Here is an 18811-nt window from a genome sequence, read left to right as displayed (position 1 = left end):
ATAGGAGTTTCTGTGAATAAACCTCTTTATGAGAGCTACCTGCAAGCTAAAGCGGACAAAAAAGCTTCATATGCACGAGATCTCGCTACTTACTTAAATGTCAGTGAAGCCGAACTCACTCATGCCCGTGTAGGACACGATGCAAAGCGTCTACGCAATGATGTACAAGAATTATTAAAAGCATTGAGTAAAGTAGGTGAAGTCAAAGCGATTACTCGTAATGATATTGCCGTTCATGAACACCTTGGTGAATACACAAATGCCCGTTTTAACGATCACGCAGGGTTAATCTTAAATCCGCGTGCAATGGATTTACGCTTTTTCTTCGCTTATTGGTCAAGTATTTTTGCACTTGCCGAAGAAACATCAAAAGGAACGCGTTATAGCATTCAATTCTTTGATATGCATGGTGATGCATTACATAAAGTCTATGCAACAGATAACACGAATATGGATGAATGGAATGCACTTATTCAAGCATTTTTATCTGAAGAAAACCCCGTTCTAAATATCACTCCTGTTGAACCATACTCAAACACGCCTGTTAGTAATGAATTAGCGGAACAACTTGAACAACAATGGCGTTCAATGACTGACGTTCACCAATTCTTCAAATTACTAAAAGAAAATAACTTAAGTCGTCAACAAGCATTCAAAGCGGTTCCTGATGACCTTGCTTATCAAGTTGATAACAACGCGCTGAAAACCTTATTAGAGCTCGCTAAAGAAGCGCAAAACGAGATCATGATATTTGTCGGTAGCCGTGGCTGTGTACAAATTTTTACAGGCCAAATTGATCGTCTAGTACCGCATCAATTTGAAAATAGTGAGCAAGTTTGGATCAACGTTTTCAATCCTGCTTTTACACTTCATTTAATTGAAAGTGAAATTGCAGAGAGTTGGGTAACACGTAAACCAACTCAAGATGGGTTTGTTACCAGCCTTGAAATCTTTGATAACAAGGGACAGCAAATTGCTCAACTCTACGGACAACGCACTGAAGGTACTGCTGAGCAACTACAGTGGCGTGAACAAGTGAATACCCTCACTAAAATCGCCTAATCGGAGAATGATTTAATGAAAAAATGGCTTCTTTTGATCCTGTGTAGCGTCATGTCGTTCATTAGCTCTGCCAATGAACGTATCGTAACCATTGGTGGTGATATCACAGAGATTGTTTTCGCATTAGGTGCAGGCGAGCAGATTATTGCAAGAGACAGCACCAGTTTAGTTCCTGAACAAGTGAAAACACTTCCTGATGTGGGTTATATGCGAATGCTAAACCCAGAAGGAATTTTATCTGTCAAACCAACGTTGATCATTACCAGTGAACTCGCTCGCCCTTCTTTAGCATTACGTCGTATTAAAGAGGCTGGAGTTGCTGTTAAAACGATTACAGGTACACATTCATTAGAAGCCATTAATGAAAAAATAGACACCATTGCGACGGTTTTAAATAAAGAACAAGAAGGCAATCAACTAAAAGAGAAACTCGCCCTCTCTATTAAGCAAATTTCAACCACTCCTATCAATAAGAAAGTCATTTATATCATGAGTCATGGTGGTGTTGTTCCAATGGCTGCGGGTCAAAATACAGCTGCGGATACCATTATTTCACTGGTTGGCGGTAAAAACGCCATGCAAGGGTTTACAAGCTATCGCCCACTTTCTCAAGAAGGTGTTATTGCAAGCCAACCTGATATTTTGCTAGTAACCAAAGAAGGTATTAAAGGTATTGGCGGAATTGAAAAACTATGGGAGTTACCTGGCATAAAATACACACCAGCGGGTAAAAACAAGCATTATGTTGTTGTTGATGACATGGGATTATTAGGCTTTACCCTTTCAACACCAGAAGTCATGCATCAAATTCGTCAAGCGTTGGAGCAATAATGTCTCGTTTTCGTTCACCGTGGATGAGTATTTTAGTTTTACTCTTTTTACTCACTACGGTTATATTAATTTCTGTGAATAGCGGTGCATTAGCCCTTTCGTTTCATACATTATGGAATAGCTCTTTTGATGATATGGAATGGCAAATTTGGCTAGATATCCGTCTACCTCGCGTATTATTAGCCATTCTTGTTGGAGGAGCTTTAGCAATATCGGGCGCAATAATGCAGGGATTATTTAGAAACTCATTAGCTGATCCTGGTTTACTTGGTATTAGTAGCGGTGCAGCACTAATGGTTGCCATTGTGATTATTCTACCGTTCTCTTTTTCGCCAGCCTTTGCATTTTACAGTCATATTGTTGCCGCCTTTATTGGCGGTTTAATTGTGGCAATGATTATCTTCTCATTGCATCAATTAAGTGATGGTAATTTAGCGCGGTTATTGCTTGCCGGTATTGCTATCAATGCGCTATGTATGTCTTTTATTGGTGTATTAAGTTACATCAGTACCGACCAACAGTTACGTCAATTCTCACTTTGGATGATGGGTTCATTAAGCCAGATTGACTGGAAAACTTTATCTATTGCAACCATTGTGATCATTCCTGTCAGCATTTTGGCATGTTGGCAAAGCCATAAATTAAACCTATTACAACTTGGTGATGAAGAAGCGCATTACTTAGGGCTAAATGTGAGAAGAACCAAGTTTATTTTGTTACTTCTTAGCGCTATTTTAATTGGCTGTGCTGTCGCACTGAGTGGTGTTATTGGATTTATTGGACTTGTTGTTCCGCACCTTATTCGTATGCGCATTGGGAGTAATCATGTATGGCTATTACCTGCCACTATTTTAGGTGGTGCGACACTATTACTCGCTGCTGACACATTATCACGAACATTGGTATCTCCAGCAGAAATCCCTGTGGGGCTCATTACAGGATTAATTGGTGGTCCTTATTTCCTTTGGCTGATCTTACGACAACCCGCAGGAAGAATGTCATGATTGAAAAACAAAACACGCCATTACTTTATGGAAATAATTTAACTTACCGAATCGGCAATAAGACCATTATTGATGATGTGTCGCTTTCGTTTAATGCTGGGGAATTAGTTACCATTATTGGCCCTAATGGCGCAGGAAAATCATCGCTATTACGCTTATTAACAGGCTATACAACACCAACACAAGGTCAATGTTATTTTAAACAAAAAAACTATTCACAATGGAATAGCCAGCAATTAGCGCAAAACCGTGCTGTTATGCGACAAAATAGTCAGCTTTCATTTTCATTTTCAGTCGAAGAAGTGGTTGCTATGGGAAGAACACCTCATGGGCAGCAACATAAAAAAATGGCAATTGAAACCGCACTACTCCAAACAGACTGTTTAAAATTTAAAGATAGAGACTATCGTCAATTATCGGGAGGAGAACAACAGCGAGTACAACTTGCTAGAGTGTTAGCGCAATTATGGCACCCTACACCACAAGAAGCCGTATTGTTCCTTGATGAACCAACCTCCGCACTTGATCTTTACCACCAGCAACACAGCTTACGTTTATTAAAAAAATTGGCAAAAACACAAAATCTTATGGTGTGTTGTGTTTTGCATGATCTTAATTTAGCGTCTCTTTATGCTGATAGAATTTTATTACTGCATCAAGGAAAGTTAGTTTGTGAAGGTACACCACACAGCGTACTCACAACAGAAAATATACAAAAATGGTATGGCGCAGATGTGAGTGTTAACACTCATCCAGAACATTTATATCCTCAAGTTTTTCTACGCCCCTAAAAAGAGCACTACCTGAATTTTTATTACCAAGCCACCTTTTAGCATTACTTTCTAATAGGTGGCTTAGTTAATTTATTATCAATAAACTTATCAATTGAAAATAAAATGGTGAAGGTAATATCACATTAATTGATTAATAAATCTTATTTTAATTTTTCGATACTCAGTCAAATAAATTGAATTTCAAATACACCTTAATCAATGATTAGCTTGCGTTTCACACCAAAAAGCATAACAGAGCGACAAATAAAAGGTATAACAGAACTATTAAGTTAAAAAAATAAATCAATAAATTCAACAAAGTAAAAGTCATACAAAATATCATTTTTAATCAGAAATATTCAGTAAACTGAACTTTACTTAAACTACATAAGTCACACCTATCGTTGTGATAATGATTATCAATCACGAAAAGCACTTTTTGCCTACCTGTTATTTTCCCCATGCTTAAAATAGGTTATAAATAACATACGTTACTATTCTATTTACTTGGGCACTGTGTCCCCACCATTTTTGTGGGAGGTTTTATGGCTGAAAATGTCGTTAATGATATTCTGAAATGGTTAGAAACCCAGTTACAACGTAACGAAGGTATAAAAATCGATACGATTGCAAATAAAAGTGGCTACTCTAAGTGGCACTTGCAACGCATTTTTAAAGATTTTAAAGGCTGCACATTAGGCGAATATGTTCGTAAACGTCGCTTATTAGAAGCTGCTAAATCATTACAAGAAAAAGATATGTCTATTTTAGATATCGCTTTAATGTATGGTTTTAGCTCTCAAGCAACATTTACACGTATCTTTAAAAAGCATTTCAATACTACACCCGCTAAATTTAGAGAAAATGGCAAAATGCCAGACACTCATTGCTTTATGTCATGTGAAAATCACTAATCAATTTCACATCACATTATTCTTCATGAAAAAACCAGCTTTTTAGCTGGTTTTTATGCTTATTGTTTATCGTTTTCTAACGTTGATAAAAATTACGCTATCGCTGTCACAAGCCATTCTTGAAGCTCGTTAAGCTCTATTTTATTATTAGGATATCGCTGAATGAGTTGCTCAATAAGCGCTTTTAGAGACTCAGGTGTGTAACGTTGCCCTACCAACATCTCTGATAATGCTTCTAATGGCGCAGGATCTAAACTGTCTGTATATATTTGACTTCTAATAACGTTGCCACGCTCAATATCAAAATGCAGCTCAACGCCCCCCCATTTAAAACGATTATCTAAAAGATGTGAAAATGCAGGTGCTTGTCCAAAATTCCATTCCCAACTACTTTGTTTAGTGAAAGTTTCTTCAAAACCGGGTAAATCAGGTAATTTTTGCGGTGAAATAATCTCTGCTTCTACTCGTTCACCATAGTATTCAAAAAAGCTTTCAGTGATAGTTTCACAAAGTTTTTCATGGGTAATATTAGGTTTAAGCTCGATCAAATTAGCCACTCGAGAGCGAACAGAAGTGATACCTTTAGCTTGAAGTTTTTTCGGATCTGGATTGAGGTAATTAGCTAGTCTAGATAAGTTAGCATTTATTAATAATGTACCATGATGAAAACCACGATCTTTAGTCTCTTTATAGGCTGATCCAGAAACCTTTCTTTCACCATCATCTTGAGGAACCACCAAATCGTTACGTCCTGATGCCGTAGCATTAATGCCTGCTTTTAACAATCCATCAAGAATAATTTGAGTTGAAATTGTTTTATTATATTCTGGCTTTCCTGCCATAAAGGTAAAACAGGTATTGCCAAGATCATGGAAAACAGCCCCACCACCACTTGAACGGCGAGCTAATTTCACACCATCTTCATCCATTTTACGGGTATTACACTCTTTCCATGGATTCTGTGCTCGACCAATAACTACCGTATTATCGTTACGCCAAAGAAAAAGTACGCGTTGATCAGCGGGCATTTGTCTAAAAATACACTCTTCAACAGCAAGGTTAAACCAAGGATCATAAGACTCGGAAATTAACAGACGCAATTTGCCTGACATAAGGAATACCTATATGAAGAAAATAAGGTATAAGATACCATAACTCTCAATATATTAGGCTGTTAAATGGCACGAAACTACAATCGGCGAGCCTGCCAAAATGTCTTTTTCCAATAGACATTATCAAGGGATGAACGAGTTACCCCTTTGCTAGTTGATGCATGAATAAATGTATTATCAGTATCATAAATACCGACATGAAGCCCATTTTCACCACCGCCCGTTTTGAAGAAAACCAAATCACCAGGCATTAAATCACTTTTACTGATTTGTGTACCATATTTGGTTTGATCAATGGTCATTCGAGGAAGTTTTATATCAAAACGATCACTGTAAGTTTTATACACGAAGCCTGAACAATCAATACCAGAAGGCGTCATTCCACCATAGCTGTAAGGCGTACCATACCATTGCTCAAGTTGCGATTTTAATTGCACTATCACCATGATGGGATCGGAAAGTTGTGTTTTTAAGGGAGGCGCTGGTGGAATACGCTTAGACGGACTAGATGAACACCCAGCCAGCAGAATAATACAGAGTAAGAAAGGATAAAAAACGGACTTTCTCATTGCATCCACCATTGTTATTACCATAGATTTTAAAATCTATCTGCTTTTTTAAGCAAAAACAAGTTATTGAAGATGAATGAGTGATGATTGGTAGAATAAATCGCACAATTAACAACAGGGATCAGAAAATAGATTCTGCAATCATTAAGTTAATGTGATTGTGCTTCTTTCGTTTTTTGGCTTATTAACCACACTCCGACCATGATAAATGCTACACCCGCTGTTTTTGTCCATGATGGTGTTTCTTGAAACCAAGGCAATATCACTGCAAGAATATAAACAAACACATAACTCAAGCTGATCAGCGGATAGGCTTTATTTAAAGGAATGGTACGTAAAGTGAATAGCCAGCAAACCATAGAAAGAACATAACCGACAAGGCCAGCAAACACGATAGCGAGTGGCGTTACATTGGCCCACAACCATGAAAAATCAACCCACTGTTTTTCTAGCTGTAAAGCTGGTAATTCAGACATACCAAACTTTAGCAACAATTGAGCCGCCGTCACTAATAATGCGCTTCCAATTGCCCATAGATAGCCTTTCATGCTTGTATACTCATCAATAAAATACCAATCATAATTGACGCGATACCAATCCAATGTTTTACATTAACGGGCTCTTTATAAACAAACTGGCCAATTAATGTCACCACAATAAAGTTAATACTTAACATAGGATAAGCAATACTAAGAGGCAGAATTTGTAATAATCGTAACCAAAACAACATCCCCAAACCAAGCATTGCAATGGCAATAAAAAGCCAGAAAATCGTTTTTCTGGCTTTTGTTAATGAGTCACTTTGCCAGCTAACCACCGCTTGCTTTTGACAAACTTGCCCTATGCAGGTCAAAAAGCTCACGATCAGCAATAAAACAAATGACATTAATTACGCTTCTCATAAGTTAAAATAGCAACTCGATGGTTTGTCACCAGCTCTTCAGGTCTTGGTAATTGTGCTAGTTTCTTAGGATCTTTAAAGGTAATAACAACTGAAACATTCCCTTCTTTTCTTGCTTCTTCTAACCACTGAGCAAAATTATCAGGTTTAATTAATTTATGCTGAGAATCAGGGTACTCTTCAACACCGTAAGTCAATTCGCCTGTTCTTTCATAAAGGTAAATATCGCTACGCTGTAATTCCCACGCTAATCCCGCGCCGATACCAACACTATTGCTCACAATGTATTTGCTTGCGTTTAATGTCTCTATATTTTGGCGAATAAATTCTTGAGGTAACTTTCCATCTACGCTGCTATTTGGTATTGCCTGACCGATACATAAGCTAACGCCTAGCGAACAAGACGCCGCCCATAACCAGTGTTTTCCATTAAGTGTAGAGCAAAGATAACCAATAATGCCCCATAATGAAAATGCCACTATAGCTAATACCCATTTAGACCATTCATATGGCATATATATAGGTTTTGAAGAAGCGAGTTGGATAATTAAAATAGCGATAACAACAGCAACACCAATAAAGATATTGATATAACCATTTATACGCAGCGCTTTCATTCTAAATTTGCGTGCACAATCTACGCCATATTTCGCCATTAGCATTGCTAGCGGCGCCATAAACGGCAGCATATACGTCGGTAGCTTACCTTTCGCAATACTAAAAAATAAGAATGGAACGACAAACCAGCATAATAAGAAAAATAATTCAGGACGCTTACGTCTTTTCTTCCATGCGCTAGTTAATGCTCCAGGCAATAGACCAAGCCACGGTATAACGCCGAGTAATACAACAGGAATGTAGTACCAAAATGGAGAACTATGTTGAGCATCTTCACCCGAAAAACGCTGAATATGTTCAACCCAGAAGAAGTAGTGCCAATAATCTGGCTCTGCCTTAGCAATAGCCAATGCCCACGGCAAACTAATTAATGCTGCACTAAATACGGCAAGTAAGCCATAGAGCAACATTTGCGTAAATTGTTTTTGATACAGCGTGATAGGTATCATAACAATGACCGGAATAGCTAACGCTAAAAATCCTTTGGTCATAAATGCCATACCACATGCAAGCCCTAATGTTATCCACGCCAATATTCGTGTTTTTACTGTGGTAGCTTTAAGCGCCCAAAAACAGCAAACCATACTTGCGGTAACCCAAAGTGCCAACATAGGATCTAATACACTGTAAGTACCTACGCTAAACACTAAGAACATGGATAAATAGATTAAACTAGAAACAAAGGCAACTTGGCGGTTACGCCACATCATTCTTGCCAATAAATAGACAAGTAATGTGCTTAAGAGAATAGAAATAACTGAGCCAAAACGTACAGCAAAATTGGTGTGGCCAAAAATTAATTGGCTAACATTATTGATCCAATAACCTGCTACGGGCTTCTCAAAATAGCGAATATCGAGCATATGAGGAACAATCCAGTTCCCGCTCACCACCATTTCACGGCTAATTTCCGCATAACGGGTTTCATCTGGTTGCCATAATAACCGGCTGTTCAATGGAAATAAGTAGGTAAGAACAAAAAAAAGAGCCAAGAGGATGGCCCCGATTTTACTCGCCCGGTTATTCAACATAGTTTCGTTAGACCTCTTGTTGGCACCCTAACCAGCCTTCTCGACCTGGAAAGTCAGATCGAACAACTTTACCCATCGGAAGCGTTTCTTTATCTAGTGGTAATAAATCGCTTAACGGACAGAATTCGATGCCTTCATTTGCAATCATTGCCAGTAACTGCTCAAATTGAGCGGCTTTTGACATTCCTTCAACTTCGGTATGGATAGTATAAACAGGTATTCCACTGTCTTTTTTGATTTCATCAATAATAAATTGATTAAAATCTTCATCCTTTACCTTTGTACCAACAACTTCATCATAAGTTGGTAATGTTACTGGAATTTGCACCGTACCGATAGAACCATTTTCTAAAATGGGCCTAAAAGGATGCGTTCCTCGACAATCGCTATTGTAATCGAATTGAAAAGTTTCTTTCACTGTTAATACGCGTTCATCTGCTCGCCATCCAGCAACTGCCGAACATTTTACAGGGTTTTCAAGTGCTTTTTCCAGTGCTTCAACACCTAAACGAACTTGTTGCATTAATTCTTCTGTTGACCAGCGCCCGACTTTTGCTTGCCAGCCTTGATGATCCCATGAATGCAATCCAACTTCATGTCCCGCATCTTGGGTTTCTTTCATCAAATAACCTAAATTTTTAGCAATTTTTTTACCCGGCCATGCTGTTCCTGCTAATAAAATATCTAAGCCGTACAGTGATGCAGCATTAGATCTCAGCATTTTCCATAAAAATTTAGGCTTTAAAAGGCGCCATAAATGGCGCCCCATATTATCTGGACCCACACTAAAGAAGAAGCTGGCATGAATGTTATGTCTGGCAAATACATCCAGCAGTTGTGGAATACCTTGTTTCGTTCCTTGATAAGTATCCACATCAACTCTCAAACCAACTTTCTTCATTATTTATTCCTATTTAGTGCCTAATTCTTCAACTGCGCCACGTAAGAAGAAATCTAACGTTTCTTCTACTGTTTGGCGAGTTTCAATACTTGGTTTCCAATCCAATAAACGCTCTGCGTTTTTAATACTTGGCTTACGGTGTTCAACATCTTGGTAGCCTTTACCATAGTAACTGCTACTTTCAATTTTCTTGAAGCCTGCAAATGGAGGGAAGTGACCACGTAACTCATGTTTTTCAAAGCAATCTAACAGCATTTCTGCTAATTCGCGAATACTTGCTTCGTTAGTTGGATTACCGATATTGATAATTTGGCCGTCACATTTGTTATCACGGTTTTCAATAATACGGAATAAAGCTTCAATACCGTCATTAATATCAGTGAAACAACGTTTTTGCTCACCACCATCAACCAATTTAATTGGAGAACCTTCAACCAAGTTCAGAATTAATTGTGTGATTGCACGAGAGCTACCAATACGTGCTGAATTTAAGTTATCTAAACGAGGTCCCATCCAGTTAAATGGACGGAATAACGTAAATTTAAGACCTTCTTTGGCGCCATAAGCCCAAATAACTCGGTCTAATAACTGTTTAGATACAGAGTAAATCCAACGTTGTTTATTGATTGGGCCAACAATCAGACGTGAATTATCTTCGTCAAACTCTTTATCATCACACATACCATAAACTTCTGATGTGGATGGGAAAATAATACGCTTATTATATTTAACACAATAACGTACAATTTTTAAGTTTTCTTCAAAGTCTAATTCAAATACACGTAATGGATTACGGGTATATTCAATTGGTGTTGCTATAGCCACTAATGGCAGAATAACGTCACATTTTTTAATGTGGTATTCAATCCATTCTGTATGAATGCTCACATCACCTTCAATAAAGTGGAAACGTGGATTACCAATAAAGCGCTCAATTGCAGAAGAACCGATATCCATACCATAAATATCATAGTTATCATCTTTCAATAGACGCTCTGTTAAATGGTTACCAATAAAGCCATTCACACCTAAAATCAGAACACGTTTACGACGTTTTACTTGTGCCGTGGCTTTGGGTCCAACGCGAACATCAGTCACAATGCCCATTTCTGCCGCTAAACGACTTCCTTGAACATAAAGACCATTTTCACTTTGACCAGTAACAACTTCGATTGCACCTTTCGCACACGCAATCACTAAAGGTTCTGTTGAAATGACAGTACCAGGACGTTTGCCTTGATTATCAGCAATAGCGCGTGAACGCCAGATAATCATTTTGCGTTCACCTAAGAAAGTGAATGCACCTGGGTATGGTTCTGTAACAGCACGTACTAAGTTGTGGACTGTTTTTGCATCTGCATTCCAGTCGATTAAACCATCATCAGCGCAACGACGGCCAAAATAAGTTGCTTGGCTTTCATCTTGTGCAGTTGTTGAATAATCACCTGATGCAATATGTGGCAACGCGCTAGAAAGTAACTTATCAGCGGCTTCTCTTACTTTTTCATGTAAAATCAGAGAAGTATCATTATCTGCAATAGTGACTTTTTCTTGAGCAACGATATCACCTGCATCAGCTTTCGCTGTCATTTTATGCAGAGTAACACCCGTTTCTGTTTCACCGTTCACAATCGCCCAATTAATTGGTGCGCGGCCACGATATTTTGGTAATAAAGAACCGTGTAAATTAAACGCGCCTTTTGGTGCCAAATTCAGGATCTCATCACTTAACATGTGACGATAATAGAAAGAAAAAATGACATCAGGTTTCATTTCACGAATACGTTCAATCCACAATGGGTGATTGACATTTTCAGGTGCAAATACTGTCAATCCCATTTCTGCACTCACACGAGCAACAGATGAGAAGAAATGATTTTCATTAGGATCGTCAGTGTGGGTAAATACAGCCTGAATATCATAACCTGCTTTTTCAAGTGCTTTCAAACCAACACAGCCAATATCGTGATAGGCAAATACTATTGCTTTCATTAGTCTTTTTCCTGATCTTCGTTGGGTTTATTAATACCAACCACTTTTTGGATAAAATACCGAGGACGCGCTCTTACATCATTATAAATTCGGCCTATATACTCACCTAATAAGCCCATTGCAACGAACTGCGCACCGATAAACATAAATAAGATTGCAAAAAGTGTGAATACACCTTCAGCAGCCCACATTGCACCGAAAATAATACGTAAAATAATCAACAGTAAGGCTAAGACAAAGCCAGATACAGCGATCACACTGCCGACAATGCTTAATAAACGTAATGGTGCCGTGGTTAAACAAGTTAATAGGTCGTACATTAAATTAATCAGCTTTAAAAAACTGTATTTTGAATCGCCATATTCACGCTCTGCGTGTGCAACATCAATTTCAATAGTACGACGAGCGAATGTGTTCGCAAGAATTGGAATAAATGTACTTCTTTCGTGACACTGTAACATCGCTTCAACAATATGGCGACGATAAGCACGCAACATACAACCGTAGTCTCCCATAGAGCGACCCGTTGCTTTAGTGATCATTGAGTTGATCATTTTTGAAGCGGTTTTACGAAACCATGAATCTTGGCGGTTACGACGACGAGTTCCGACAACGTCATACCCTTCTTCAGCAGTCGCGACAAGTCTTGGGATCTCTTCAGGTGGATTTTGTAAATCAGCATCCAATGTGATCACTAAATCACCATCAGCCTGATTAAAACCAGCCATAATTGCGGAGTGTTGGCCGTAATTACGGTTTAAAATAATTGCAATAACGTGATTTTCTTCAATGGCAGCCGCTTCTTCTAACATCTTAGCTGAATTGTCGCTACTACCATCATCAACAAGGATCAGTTCATATTCTTGTTCTAATTGTTTACAGCTTTTAATTGTACGTTCTAAAAGCTGAGGAAGGCTCTCTTCCTCGTTATAAACGGGGATTACAACCGATACTTTCTTGATTTCATCAAATGTTGACACTTAAATATGCTCCGAAAGAATTTCATTGATCGCATCTACAACGCGAATAACATCTTCATTACTCATATCAGGAAACAGCGGCAGCGAGCATAACGTTGCAGAGTTCCATTCTGATTGAGGAAGGGATAAAGAAGGATAGCGCTCACGATAATATTTTTGGGTGTGCGCTGCGCGGAAATGAAGCCCTGTACCAATATCTTTTTGCTTCAATTTCTCCATAAAAGCATCACGATCGATACCACAGGCATTTTTATCAACTCTCACCATAAACAGGTGATTTGCATGTAAATGTGAATATTCAGGGACACTCAACATTTCTAATGGAGAATCTTTGAGTTTTTCACGATACAGTGCAACCAACTCAGCACGTTTAGCATTCATTTCATCTAAACGCCCTAATTGCACCACAGCAATCGCTGCATGAATATCAGATAAGTTGTATTTATAGCCAGGTTCAACAACTTCTGCTTGAGGTTTACGACCTTGAATTTGTCTATCAAAGGCATCTACCCCTAAACCGTGGAATTTTAAGCAACGTACTCTATTGGCTAATTCGTCATTATCAGTAACAACTAATCCGCCTTCTGCACAAGTTACATTTTTAATCGCGTGAAAAGAGAAAATAGAGGTTCCTTTTTCACCAATCCATTCATTTTTATAGCGAGTACCAATAGCATGCGCTGCATCTTCAATAAGAGGAATGCCGGCATCTTGTGCAACTTTTCTTAATGCATCAAGATCGCAAGGTGCACCCGCATAATGAACCGGAATAATTGCTTTCGTTCTAGGTGTAATTGCTTTTTTGACGTCTTCTGCACTCACCATCAAAGTATCACGGTCAACATCAATCATCACTGGCTCTGCACCAAGTAATGTGATGATGTTCATCGTCGAAACCCAAGTTTGTGATGGTGTGATAACTTCATCACCAGCGCCAATTCCCATCGCCATTAAAACAACATGCATACCCGCAGTGGCAGAGCAAATTGCGATAGCATGTTTGCTACCAAATTTTTCACAAAAATCTTGCTCTAATTGATGATTTTGAGGGCCTGTTGTAATCCAACCTGAACGCAGTACATCCTCAACGGCTTTGATTTCTTCATCGCCAATCGCAGGGCGAGAGAAAGGAAGGAAGTGACTCATAAAAATGTAGCCTAGTTAATGAATGAATAAAAAACAATTATATACAAACTATTGTTCACCGACATCCGTCTTATTAAGAAAACATTAAAAAATCCTTAATAATTACTTGGGGATAAGCTTAACAATAGTCATATTATTGCAAAACCCGCCAATCAATATGATCAACATCATTGATGCACTTGATATTTGAATTAAATGTAGTTGATAATAATTTTTCGTCCAATAAGAGTGCAGATGCGCCAGAATTAACCAAATATCCATTTTTTATGAGCCAAACTCTGCCTGCTTTTTGATAAGAATGATTCAAATTATGTGTACTCATAATAACGGCACCACCTTGTTGGCAAAATTTATCAACCCATTTATCCAAAATTGCCAACTGTACGACATCTAAATTATTCGTTGGTTCATCAAGTAATATTAATTTTCCTTTTAAATCATAACTTGACCATAATTGGATAAATGCACCAACAATTCTAACCCTTTGCCATTCGCCTCCTGATAAATGATGAATGTTTTTTGACAATAATTTGTCAATTTTAAAATCATTTAACAGCATATTTAATTGCTGAACATCCATTTTCGACAATTTATGATATAGCGAGAGATAATGAAAAACAGGCATAAATGACAAAGCTTCCAATTGTTGTATAACAATGCTCTGCATTCTAGAAAGATCATCATATTTATAATGTCTTATTGAAGTTTCGTTTAGAATGATTTCACCATTAAATGGAAGCTCTCCTGCGATTGCCATTAAAAGTGTGCTCTTTCCCGCGCCATTTGCGCCAATTAAGTGAACACGTTCGCCATAATTTACTTGTTCTGTAAATGCGTTAAGTCGATTATTAACACTTAAATTCTCAAGTTTAAGTAACGCCATATTACAAACGCCCCATCTCTTTTGTTGCCAATAACCAGATAAATAAAGGTGCACCAAGCGTTGCTGTAATCACTCCTATCGGAACTTCTGCACCATTTAAAATCAAGCGAGATAGCAGATCAGCAAGCAATAATAATCCGCCACCAGCAAGCGCGCACGCGGGTAATAACGTTTTATAATGGGTTATTCCACATAGTCTTAATAAATGCGGTACAACAAGCCCTACAAAGCTTATAGCGCCCGCTAAAGCAACGCTCAGCCCTATCAATAACCCAACGGCTAAAATAAACCAATTTCGCCATTGATTAACGGATATACCTAATTGCTTTGCTCTGAATGAACCCAAAGATAAATAATTAAGAACATCAGCTTGTAGAATAAGAATTAAGACAATAGGGATAAGAGTCCAAAATAAGATTTGATGACGCCAATCAATGCCACTAAAACTCCCCATTAACCAATACATTAATTGTCTTAAATCCAAAGCTGAACTGAAATAAACCAGCCAAGTCATTATCGCGCTTGCCATAACACCTAATGCCACACCAATTAATAGTAACTGAGCATTAGACAGTTTTCTTATGCGAGTAAAAAACATTAATAAGAGAGTGATCCCTAATGCACCGAGTATCGCCGCACTACTTATTAACCAAGGACTTAAACCAATTTGTAAAACAATGATTAATACAACACACACTCCCGCACCACTGCTTACTCCTAGTAATCCTGGCTCTGCGAGTGGATTTTGGAATAGTGCCTGCATAATAGCGCCTGCAATTGCTAGGCTGGCACCAACAGCCACTACTGCAAGTATTCTTGGTAAACGGATCTGCCAAACAAATAAATGGGCTTCATCTGTTAACCATTGATGTGGAAATAACGTAATCTCACCAACAGAGAGGGAAAAAACAAACAAGAAACATAATACTAATGCCATTAGAAACAGCTTTTTTCTGTCGTCAATGCGTTGTCTTTTAGTAAATTTAATCAGAGGATTTATTTCTTTATTCATTTCATTCCCTATCCATGCAACAACGGCTCTTACTGTTTTTATTTATAAAATAATTTTTTAGCAACATAACATGTTCGTATTCAATGATGAAAAACTAAATTTAGAACATGTAAGCCAGTCTCTAATAATGGAGAAAAAATTGGAATTAACTATCACAGTGTTGATATAGGCAAGAGATGAAAAGAAAGAGTCAAAATAAGAAATGAGAATAAAAAGAAAGATAACGAAAAAATAAAAACCTTCCATCCAAATAGAAATATCCATTCAGACTATATCGATAAATATAAACATCCTAATGCGTTTATCATCAAAATTAAATACAGACAATTATGATAAAAAAACGGCTTTCAAAGAAAGCCGTTTTGGATGTTTTTTAAATCTTATTCTTTTGGTGTTGCGCTCTCAACCCGGCTTTTTAACTTTTGTCCTGGGCGGAAAGTAACAACACGGCGAGCTGTAATAGGAATGTCTTCCCCAGTTTTCGGATTACGACCTGGGCGCTGATTTTTATCACGCAGGTCAAAGTTTCCGAATCCAGACAGCTTCACCTGTTCTCCATTTTCAAGAGAACGACGCACTTCCTCAAAAAAGGATTCTACAAGGTCTTTTGCATCGCGTTTGCTAACACCAAGTTTTTCAAACAGATTTTCTGCCATTTCAGCTTTTGTAAGCGCCATAGGTCTAGTCCCTCAAGGATGCTTGGAATCGCTGTTTCAATGCTGCTACACAGTTACTCACTGTTGCAGCAATCTCATCTTCTTCCAGTGTATGCTCGATATCCTGCAAGATTATGCTAATAGCGAGGCTTTTATAGCCCTCTGCTACTCCCTTACCACAATACACGTCAAATAAGTTTATGCCAACTATTTGATTTCCGCCAACTTTCTTACATTCGGCTAAAATATCCTCTGCAGCAACATCATTCGGAACAACTACAGCGATATCTCTACGATTCGAAGGGTAACGAGAAATTGCTTTTGCTTGTGGTAAACTGCGATTTGCAATTGCATTCCAACGTATTTCGAATACTACCGTACGACCGTTTAAGTCAAGTTTACGTTCAAGCTCTGGATGAACAACGCCAATACAGCCAATATATTCATTTCTCAGATAAATCCCAGCACTTTGTCCCGGATGAAGTGCTGAATGATTAGCTGGTTTAAATGTAATTTCATCTAGCTGGCCTGTCAATTCCAGAATTGATTCAATATTACCTTTCAAATCAAAGAAATCAACAGTTTGCTTCTCTAAACCCCAATGTTCTTCATTACGGTTGCCCGCGATCACACCAGCTAACATAAGTTCCTGACGTATTCCATATTCTGCTTGATTATCAGGAACAAAACGCAGACCTGCTTCAAATAACCTAACTCTAGATTGTTGACGGTTCTGATTATATACAGTCGTAGTCAATAATCCGGTTAATAAAGACAGTCTCATTGCTGACATATCCGCTGAAATTGGATTAGGCAGAATTAATGCTTCTTCATTTGGATGTAGTAAAGATTGGATCTTAGGATCAACAAAACTATAAGTAATTGCTTCTTGGAAGCCGTTGTCTACTAGCATTGTTTTAACGCGTTTTAATGACAAGTTCGCTTCGCGATGATTAGTCATCACCAAATCAGCGCGTAATGGTACATCTGGAATATTGTTGTAACCATAAATACGAGCAACTTCTTCAATCAAATCTTCTTCGATTTGAACATCAAAACGCCAAGAAGGAACTGTTGCTAACCAGCCATCATTTTCAACAGAAACGTTGAAACCTAAGCGAGTTAATGAATCCAGAACTTGTGCATCATCAATTACGTGACCTAATAAACGGTCTAATTTTTTACGTGTTAATTTAACTGGTGCAATATTTGGTAAATGTGCTTTATTGGTTACATCAATCACTTCACCAACTTCACCACCGCAAATTTCTAACAGTAACTTAGTTGCGCGCTCAATTGCGTTGTATTGCAGCTCAAAATCAACACCACGCTCAAAACGATGAGAGGCATCAGTATGCAAGCCATAACGACGTGCACGGCCTGTGATGGATAATGGAGAGAAGAATGCACACTCTAAGAAAACATTTTTCGTTTCTTCATTAACACCTGATGATTCACCACCGAAAATACCAGCCATACCTAATGCTTGTTTTTCGTCAGCAATAACTAATACATCTTCTTTTAATGTAATTTCATTGCCATCAAGTAAAGTCAGTTTTTCACCTTCTTTACCCATACGAACAACAACAGCACCTTCAATGCGATCAAGATCGAACGCATGTAGCGGTTGCCCCATTTCAAGTAGGATTAAGTTGGTGATATCAACAATTGGGTCAATAGAGCGAATGCCTCCACGACGTAACTTTTCTTGCATCCATAAAGGTGTTTTTGCTTTCACATTCATATTAGTGAAAACACGACCTAAATAACGTGGACACGCTTCTGGCGCTTCAACACGCACAGGGAATGTTGCTGAAGAAGTTGCCGCAACAGGCGACATATCAGGTACTTGGCATTCCATTTTGTTGATAACAGCGATGTCACGAGCAACACCTAAAATACCTAAGCAATCCGCACGATTTGGTGTAATGCTAATTTCAATCGCATTATCATTTAATTTTAAGTATTCACGAATATCCATGCCAATAGGTGCATCAGCAGGTAATTCAATAATACCTTCATGATTTTCTGAAATAGCTAATTCAGAAAATGAGCACAGCATACCTTCAGAGGGTTCACCACGAAGTTTTGCTGCTTTAATTTTGAAATCGCCTGGTAATACAGCGCCAACAGTTGCAACTGCAACTTTTAGGCCTTGGCGGCAATTAGGTGCGCCACAAACGATATCGAGTAATCTGTCACCGCCTACGTTAACTTTCGTTACACGCAATTTATCGGCATTAGGGTGTTGTCCACATTCAACAACTTCACCTACAAACACACCGTGAAAATCACCGGCAACAGCTTCAACGCCGTCAACTTCAAGGCCAGCCATTGTCAGTTGTTCAGAAAGCGCTTCGCTACTAATCGCTGGGTTTACCCACTCACGTAACCAAAGTTCACTGAATTTCATGAGATAATCCCAC

At 38.3% G+C, this 18811-nt stretch carries 18 protein-coding genes; 5 read left to right on the top strand and 13 right to left on the bottom strand.

Annotated features, from left to right (window positions below; genetic code table 11):
• Window positions 1-12 precede the first annotated feature (12 nt).
• From ACNARN_RS00450 to ACNARN_RS00430, 5 genes are all read left to right on the top strand, one after another.
• Window positions 13-1062 carry a hemin-degrading factor gene (locus ACNARN_RS00450; protein WP_368887728.1) on the top strand — a complete coding sequence of 350 codons (1050 nt, stop codon included), beginning with the start codon at window positions 13-15 and terminating at the stop codon, window positions 1060-1062.
• A 15-nt stretch (window positions 1063-1077) separates the two neighbouring features.
• Window positions 1078-1893 carry a heme/hemin ABC transporter substrate-binding protein gene (locus tag ACNARN_RS00445; RefSeq protein ID WP_198619625.1) on the top strand — a complete coding sequence of 272 codons (816 nt, stop codon included), beginning with the start codon at window positions 1078-1080 and terminating at the stop codon, window positions 1891-1893.
• On the top strand, window positions 1893-2897 hold the full coding sequence (locus ACNARN_RS00440; RefSeq protein WP_416304003.1) for a FecCD family ABC transporter permease: 1005 nt from the start codon (window positions 1893-1895) through the stop codon (window positions 2895-2897). The genes ACNARN_RS00445 and ACNARN_RS00440 overlap by 1 nt, the downstream gene beginning before the upstream one ends.
• Window positions 2894-3688: a heme ABC transporter ATP-binding protein gene (locus tag ACNARN_RS00435; protein ID WP_198619627.1), complete on the top strand. Its 795-nt coding sequence runs from the start codon at window positions 2894-2896 to the stop codon at window positions 3686-3688. The genes ACNARN_RS00440 and ACNARN_RS00435 overlap by 4 nt, the downstream gene beginning before the upstream one ends.
• A gap of 527 nt (window positions 3689-4215) precedes the next feature.
• The gene (locus ACNARN_RS00430) at window positions 4216-4584 is read left to right on the top strand and encodes a helix-turn-helix domain-containing protein (RefSeq protein WP_069369334.1); all 369 of its coding nucleotides are present in this window, start codon (window positions 4216-4218) and stop codon (window positions 4582-4584) included.
• Window positions 4585-4676: 92 nt separating this feature from the next.
• On the opposite strand, the gene ACNARN_RS00425 is transcribed toward ACNARN_RS00430, so the two are convergent.
• The 13 genes from ACNARN_RS00425 to pheT form a co-directional block, all read right to left on the bottom strand.
• Entirely contained in the window at window positions 4677-5696 is a 1020-nt protein-coding gene (locus tag ACNARN_RS00425) for a lipoate--protein ligase A (protein WP_198625559.1), read from the bottom strand.
• Between the two features lie 77 nt (window positions 5697-5773).
• On the bottom strand, window positions 5774-6265 hold the full coding sequence (locus tag ACNARN_RS00420) for a C40 family peptidase (protein ID WP_036937364.1): 492 nt from the start codon (window positions 6263-6265) through the stop codon (window positions 5774-5776).
• Between the two features lie 149 nt (window positions 6266-6414).
• Window positions 6415-6813 carry a 4-amino-4-deoxy-L-arabinose-phosphoundecaprenol flippase subunit ArnF gene (gene arnF / locus ACNARN_RS00415; RefSeq protein WP_198619629.1) on the bottom strand — a complete coding sequence of 133 codons (399 nt, stop codon included), beginning with the start codon at window positions 6811-6813 and terminating at the stop codon, window positions 6415-6417.
• Window positions 6810-7151 (bottom strand): 4-amino-4-deoxy-L-arabinose-phosphoundecaprenol flippase subunit ArnE, encoded by a 342-nt coding sequence (arnE, locus tag ACNARN_RS00410; RefSeq protein WP_198619630.1) that lies wholly within the window; start codon window positions 7149-7151, stop codon window positions 6810-6812. The genes arnF and arnE overlap by 4 nt, the downstream gene beginning before the upstream one ends.
• The gene (arnT, locus tag ACNARN_RS00405; RefSeq protein ID WP_160230314.1) at window positions 7151-8815 is read right to left on the bottom strand and encodes a lipid IV(A) 4-amino-4-deoxy-L-arabinosyltransferase; all 1665 of its coding nucleotides are present in this window, start codon (window positions 8813-8815) and stop codon (window positions 7151-7153) included. Before arnT ends, arnE begins: the two co-directional genes overlap by 1 nt.
• Before the next feature lie 7 nt (window positions 8816-8822).
• Complete coding sequence (gene arnD / locus ACNARN_RS00400) at window positions 8823-9716, bottom strand: 4-deoxy-4-formamido-L-arabinose-phosphoundecaprenol deformylase (protein ID WP_109372449.1); 894 nt, start codon at window positions 9714-9716, stop codon at window positions 8823-8825.
• 9 nt (window positions 9717-9725) lie between these two features.
• Window positions 9726-11708, bottom strand: a complete 1983-nt coding sequence (gene arnA, locus ACNARN_RS00395) for a bifunctional UDP-4-amino-4-deoxy-L-arabinose formyltransferase/UDP-glucuronic acid oxidase ArnA (protein ID WP_109372450.1) — start codon at window positions 11706-11708, stop codon at window positions 9726-9728.
• Window positions 11708-12688 (bottom strand): undecaprenyl-phosphate 4-deoxy-4-formamido-L-arabinose transferase, encoded by a 981-nt coding sequence (gene arnC / locus ACNARN_RS00390; protein ID WP_196533292.1) that lies wholly within the window; start codon window positions 12686-12688, stop codon window positions 11708-11710. Before arnC ends, arnA begins: the two co-directional genes overlap by 1 nt.
• On the bottom strand, window positions 12689-13834 hold the full coding sequence (gene arnB / locus ACNARN_RS00385) for a UDP-4-amino-4-deoxy-L-arabinose aminotransferase (RefSeq protein WP_109372452.1): 1146 nt from the start codon (window positions 13832-13834) through the stop codon (window positions 12689-12691).
• A gap of 133 nt (window positions 13835-13967) precedes the next feature.
• Window positions 13968-14717: an ATP-binding cassette domain-containing protein gene (locus tag ACNARN_RS00380; protein WP_198619634.1), complete on the bottom strand. Its 750-nt coding sequence runs from the start codon at window positions 14715-14717 to the stop codon at window positions 13968-13970.
• 1 nt (window position 14718) lies between these two features.
• Window positions 14719-15729: a vitamin B12 ABC transporter permease BtuC gene (gene btuC / locus ACNARN_RS00375; protein WP_416304002.1), complete on the bottom strand. Its 1011-nt coding sequence runs from the start codon at window positions 15727-15729 to the stop codon at window positions 14719-14721.
• 380 nt (window positions 15730-16109) lie between these two features.
• A complete protein-coding gene (ihfA, locus tag ACNARN_RS00370) occupies window positions 16110-16406 on the bottom strand; it encodes an integration host factor subunit alpha (RefSeq protein WP_023582381.1) in 297 nt (98 codons plus the stop codon).
• A 4-nt stretch (window positions 16407-16410) separates the two neighbouring features.
• Window positions 16411-18798 (bottom strand): phenylalanine--tRNA ligase subunit beta, encoded by a 2388-nt coding sequence (gene pheT, locus ACNARN_RS00365; protein ID WP_416304001.1) that lies wholly within the window; start codon window positions 18796-18798, stop codon window positions 16411-16413.
• Window positions 18799-18811 lie beyond the last annotated feature (13 nt).

It is taken from the genome of Proteus sp. TSJ240517, assembly GCF_047921575.1.
GTDB lineage: Bacteria > Pseudomonadota > Gammaproteobacteria > Enterobacterales > Enterobacteriaceae > Proteus.
Note: the sequence above shows the minus strand (reverse complement) of the source record. Positions and strands in the feature narration are given on the sequence as shown.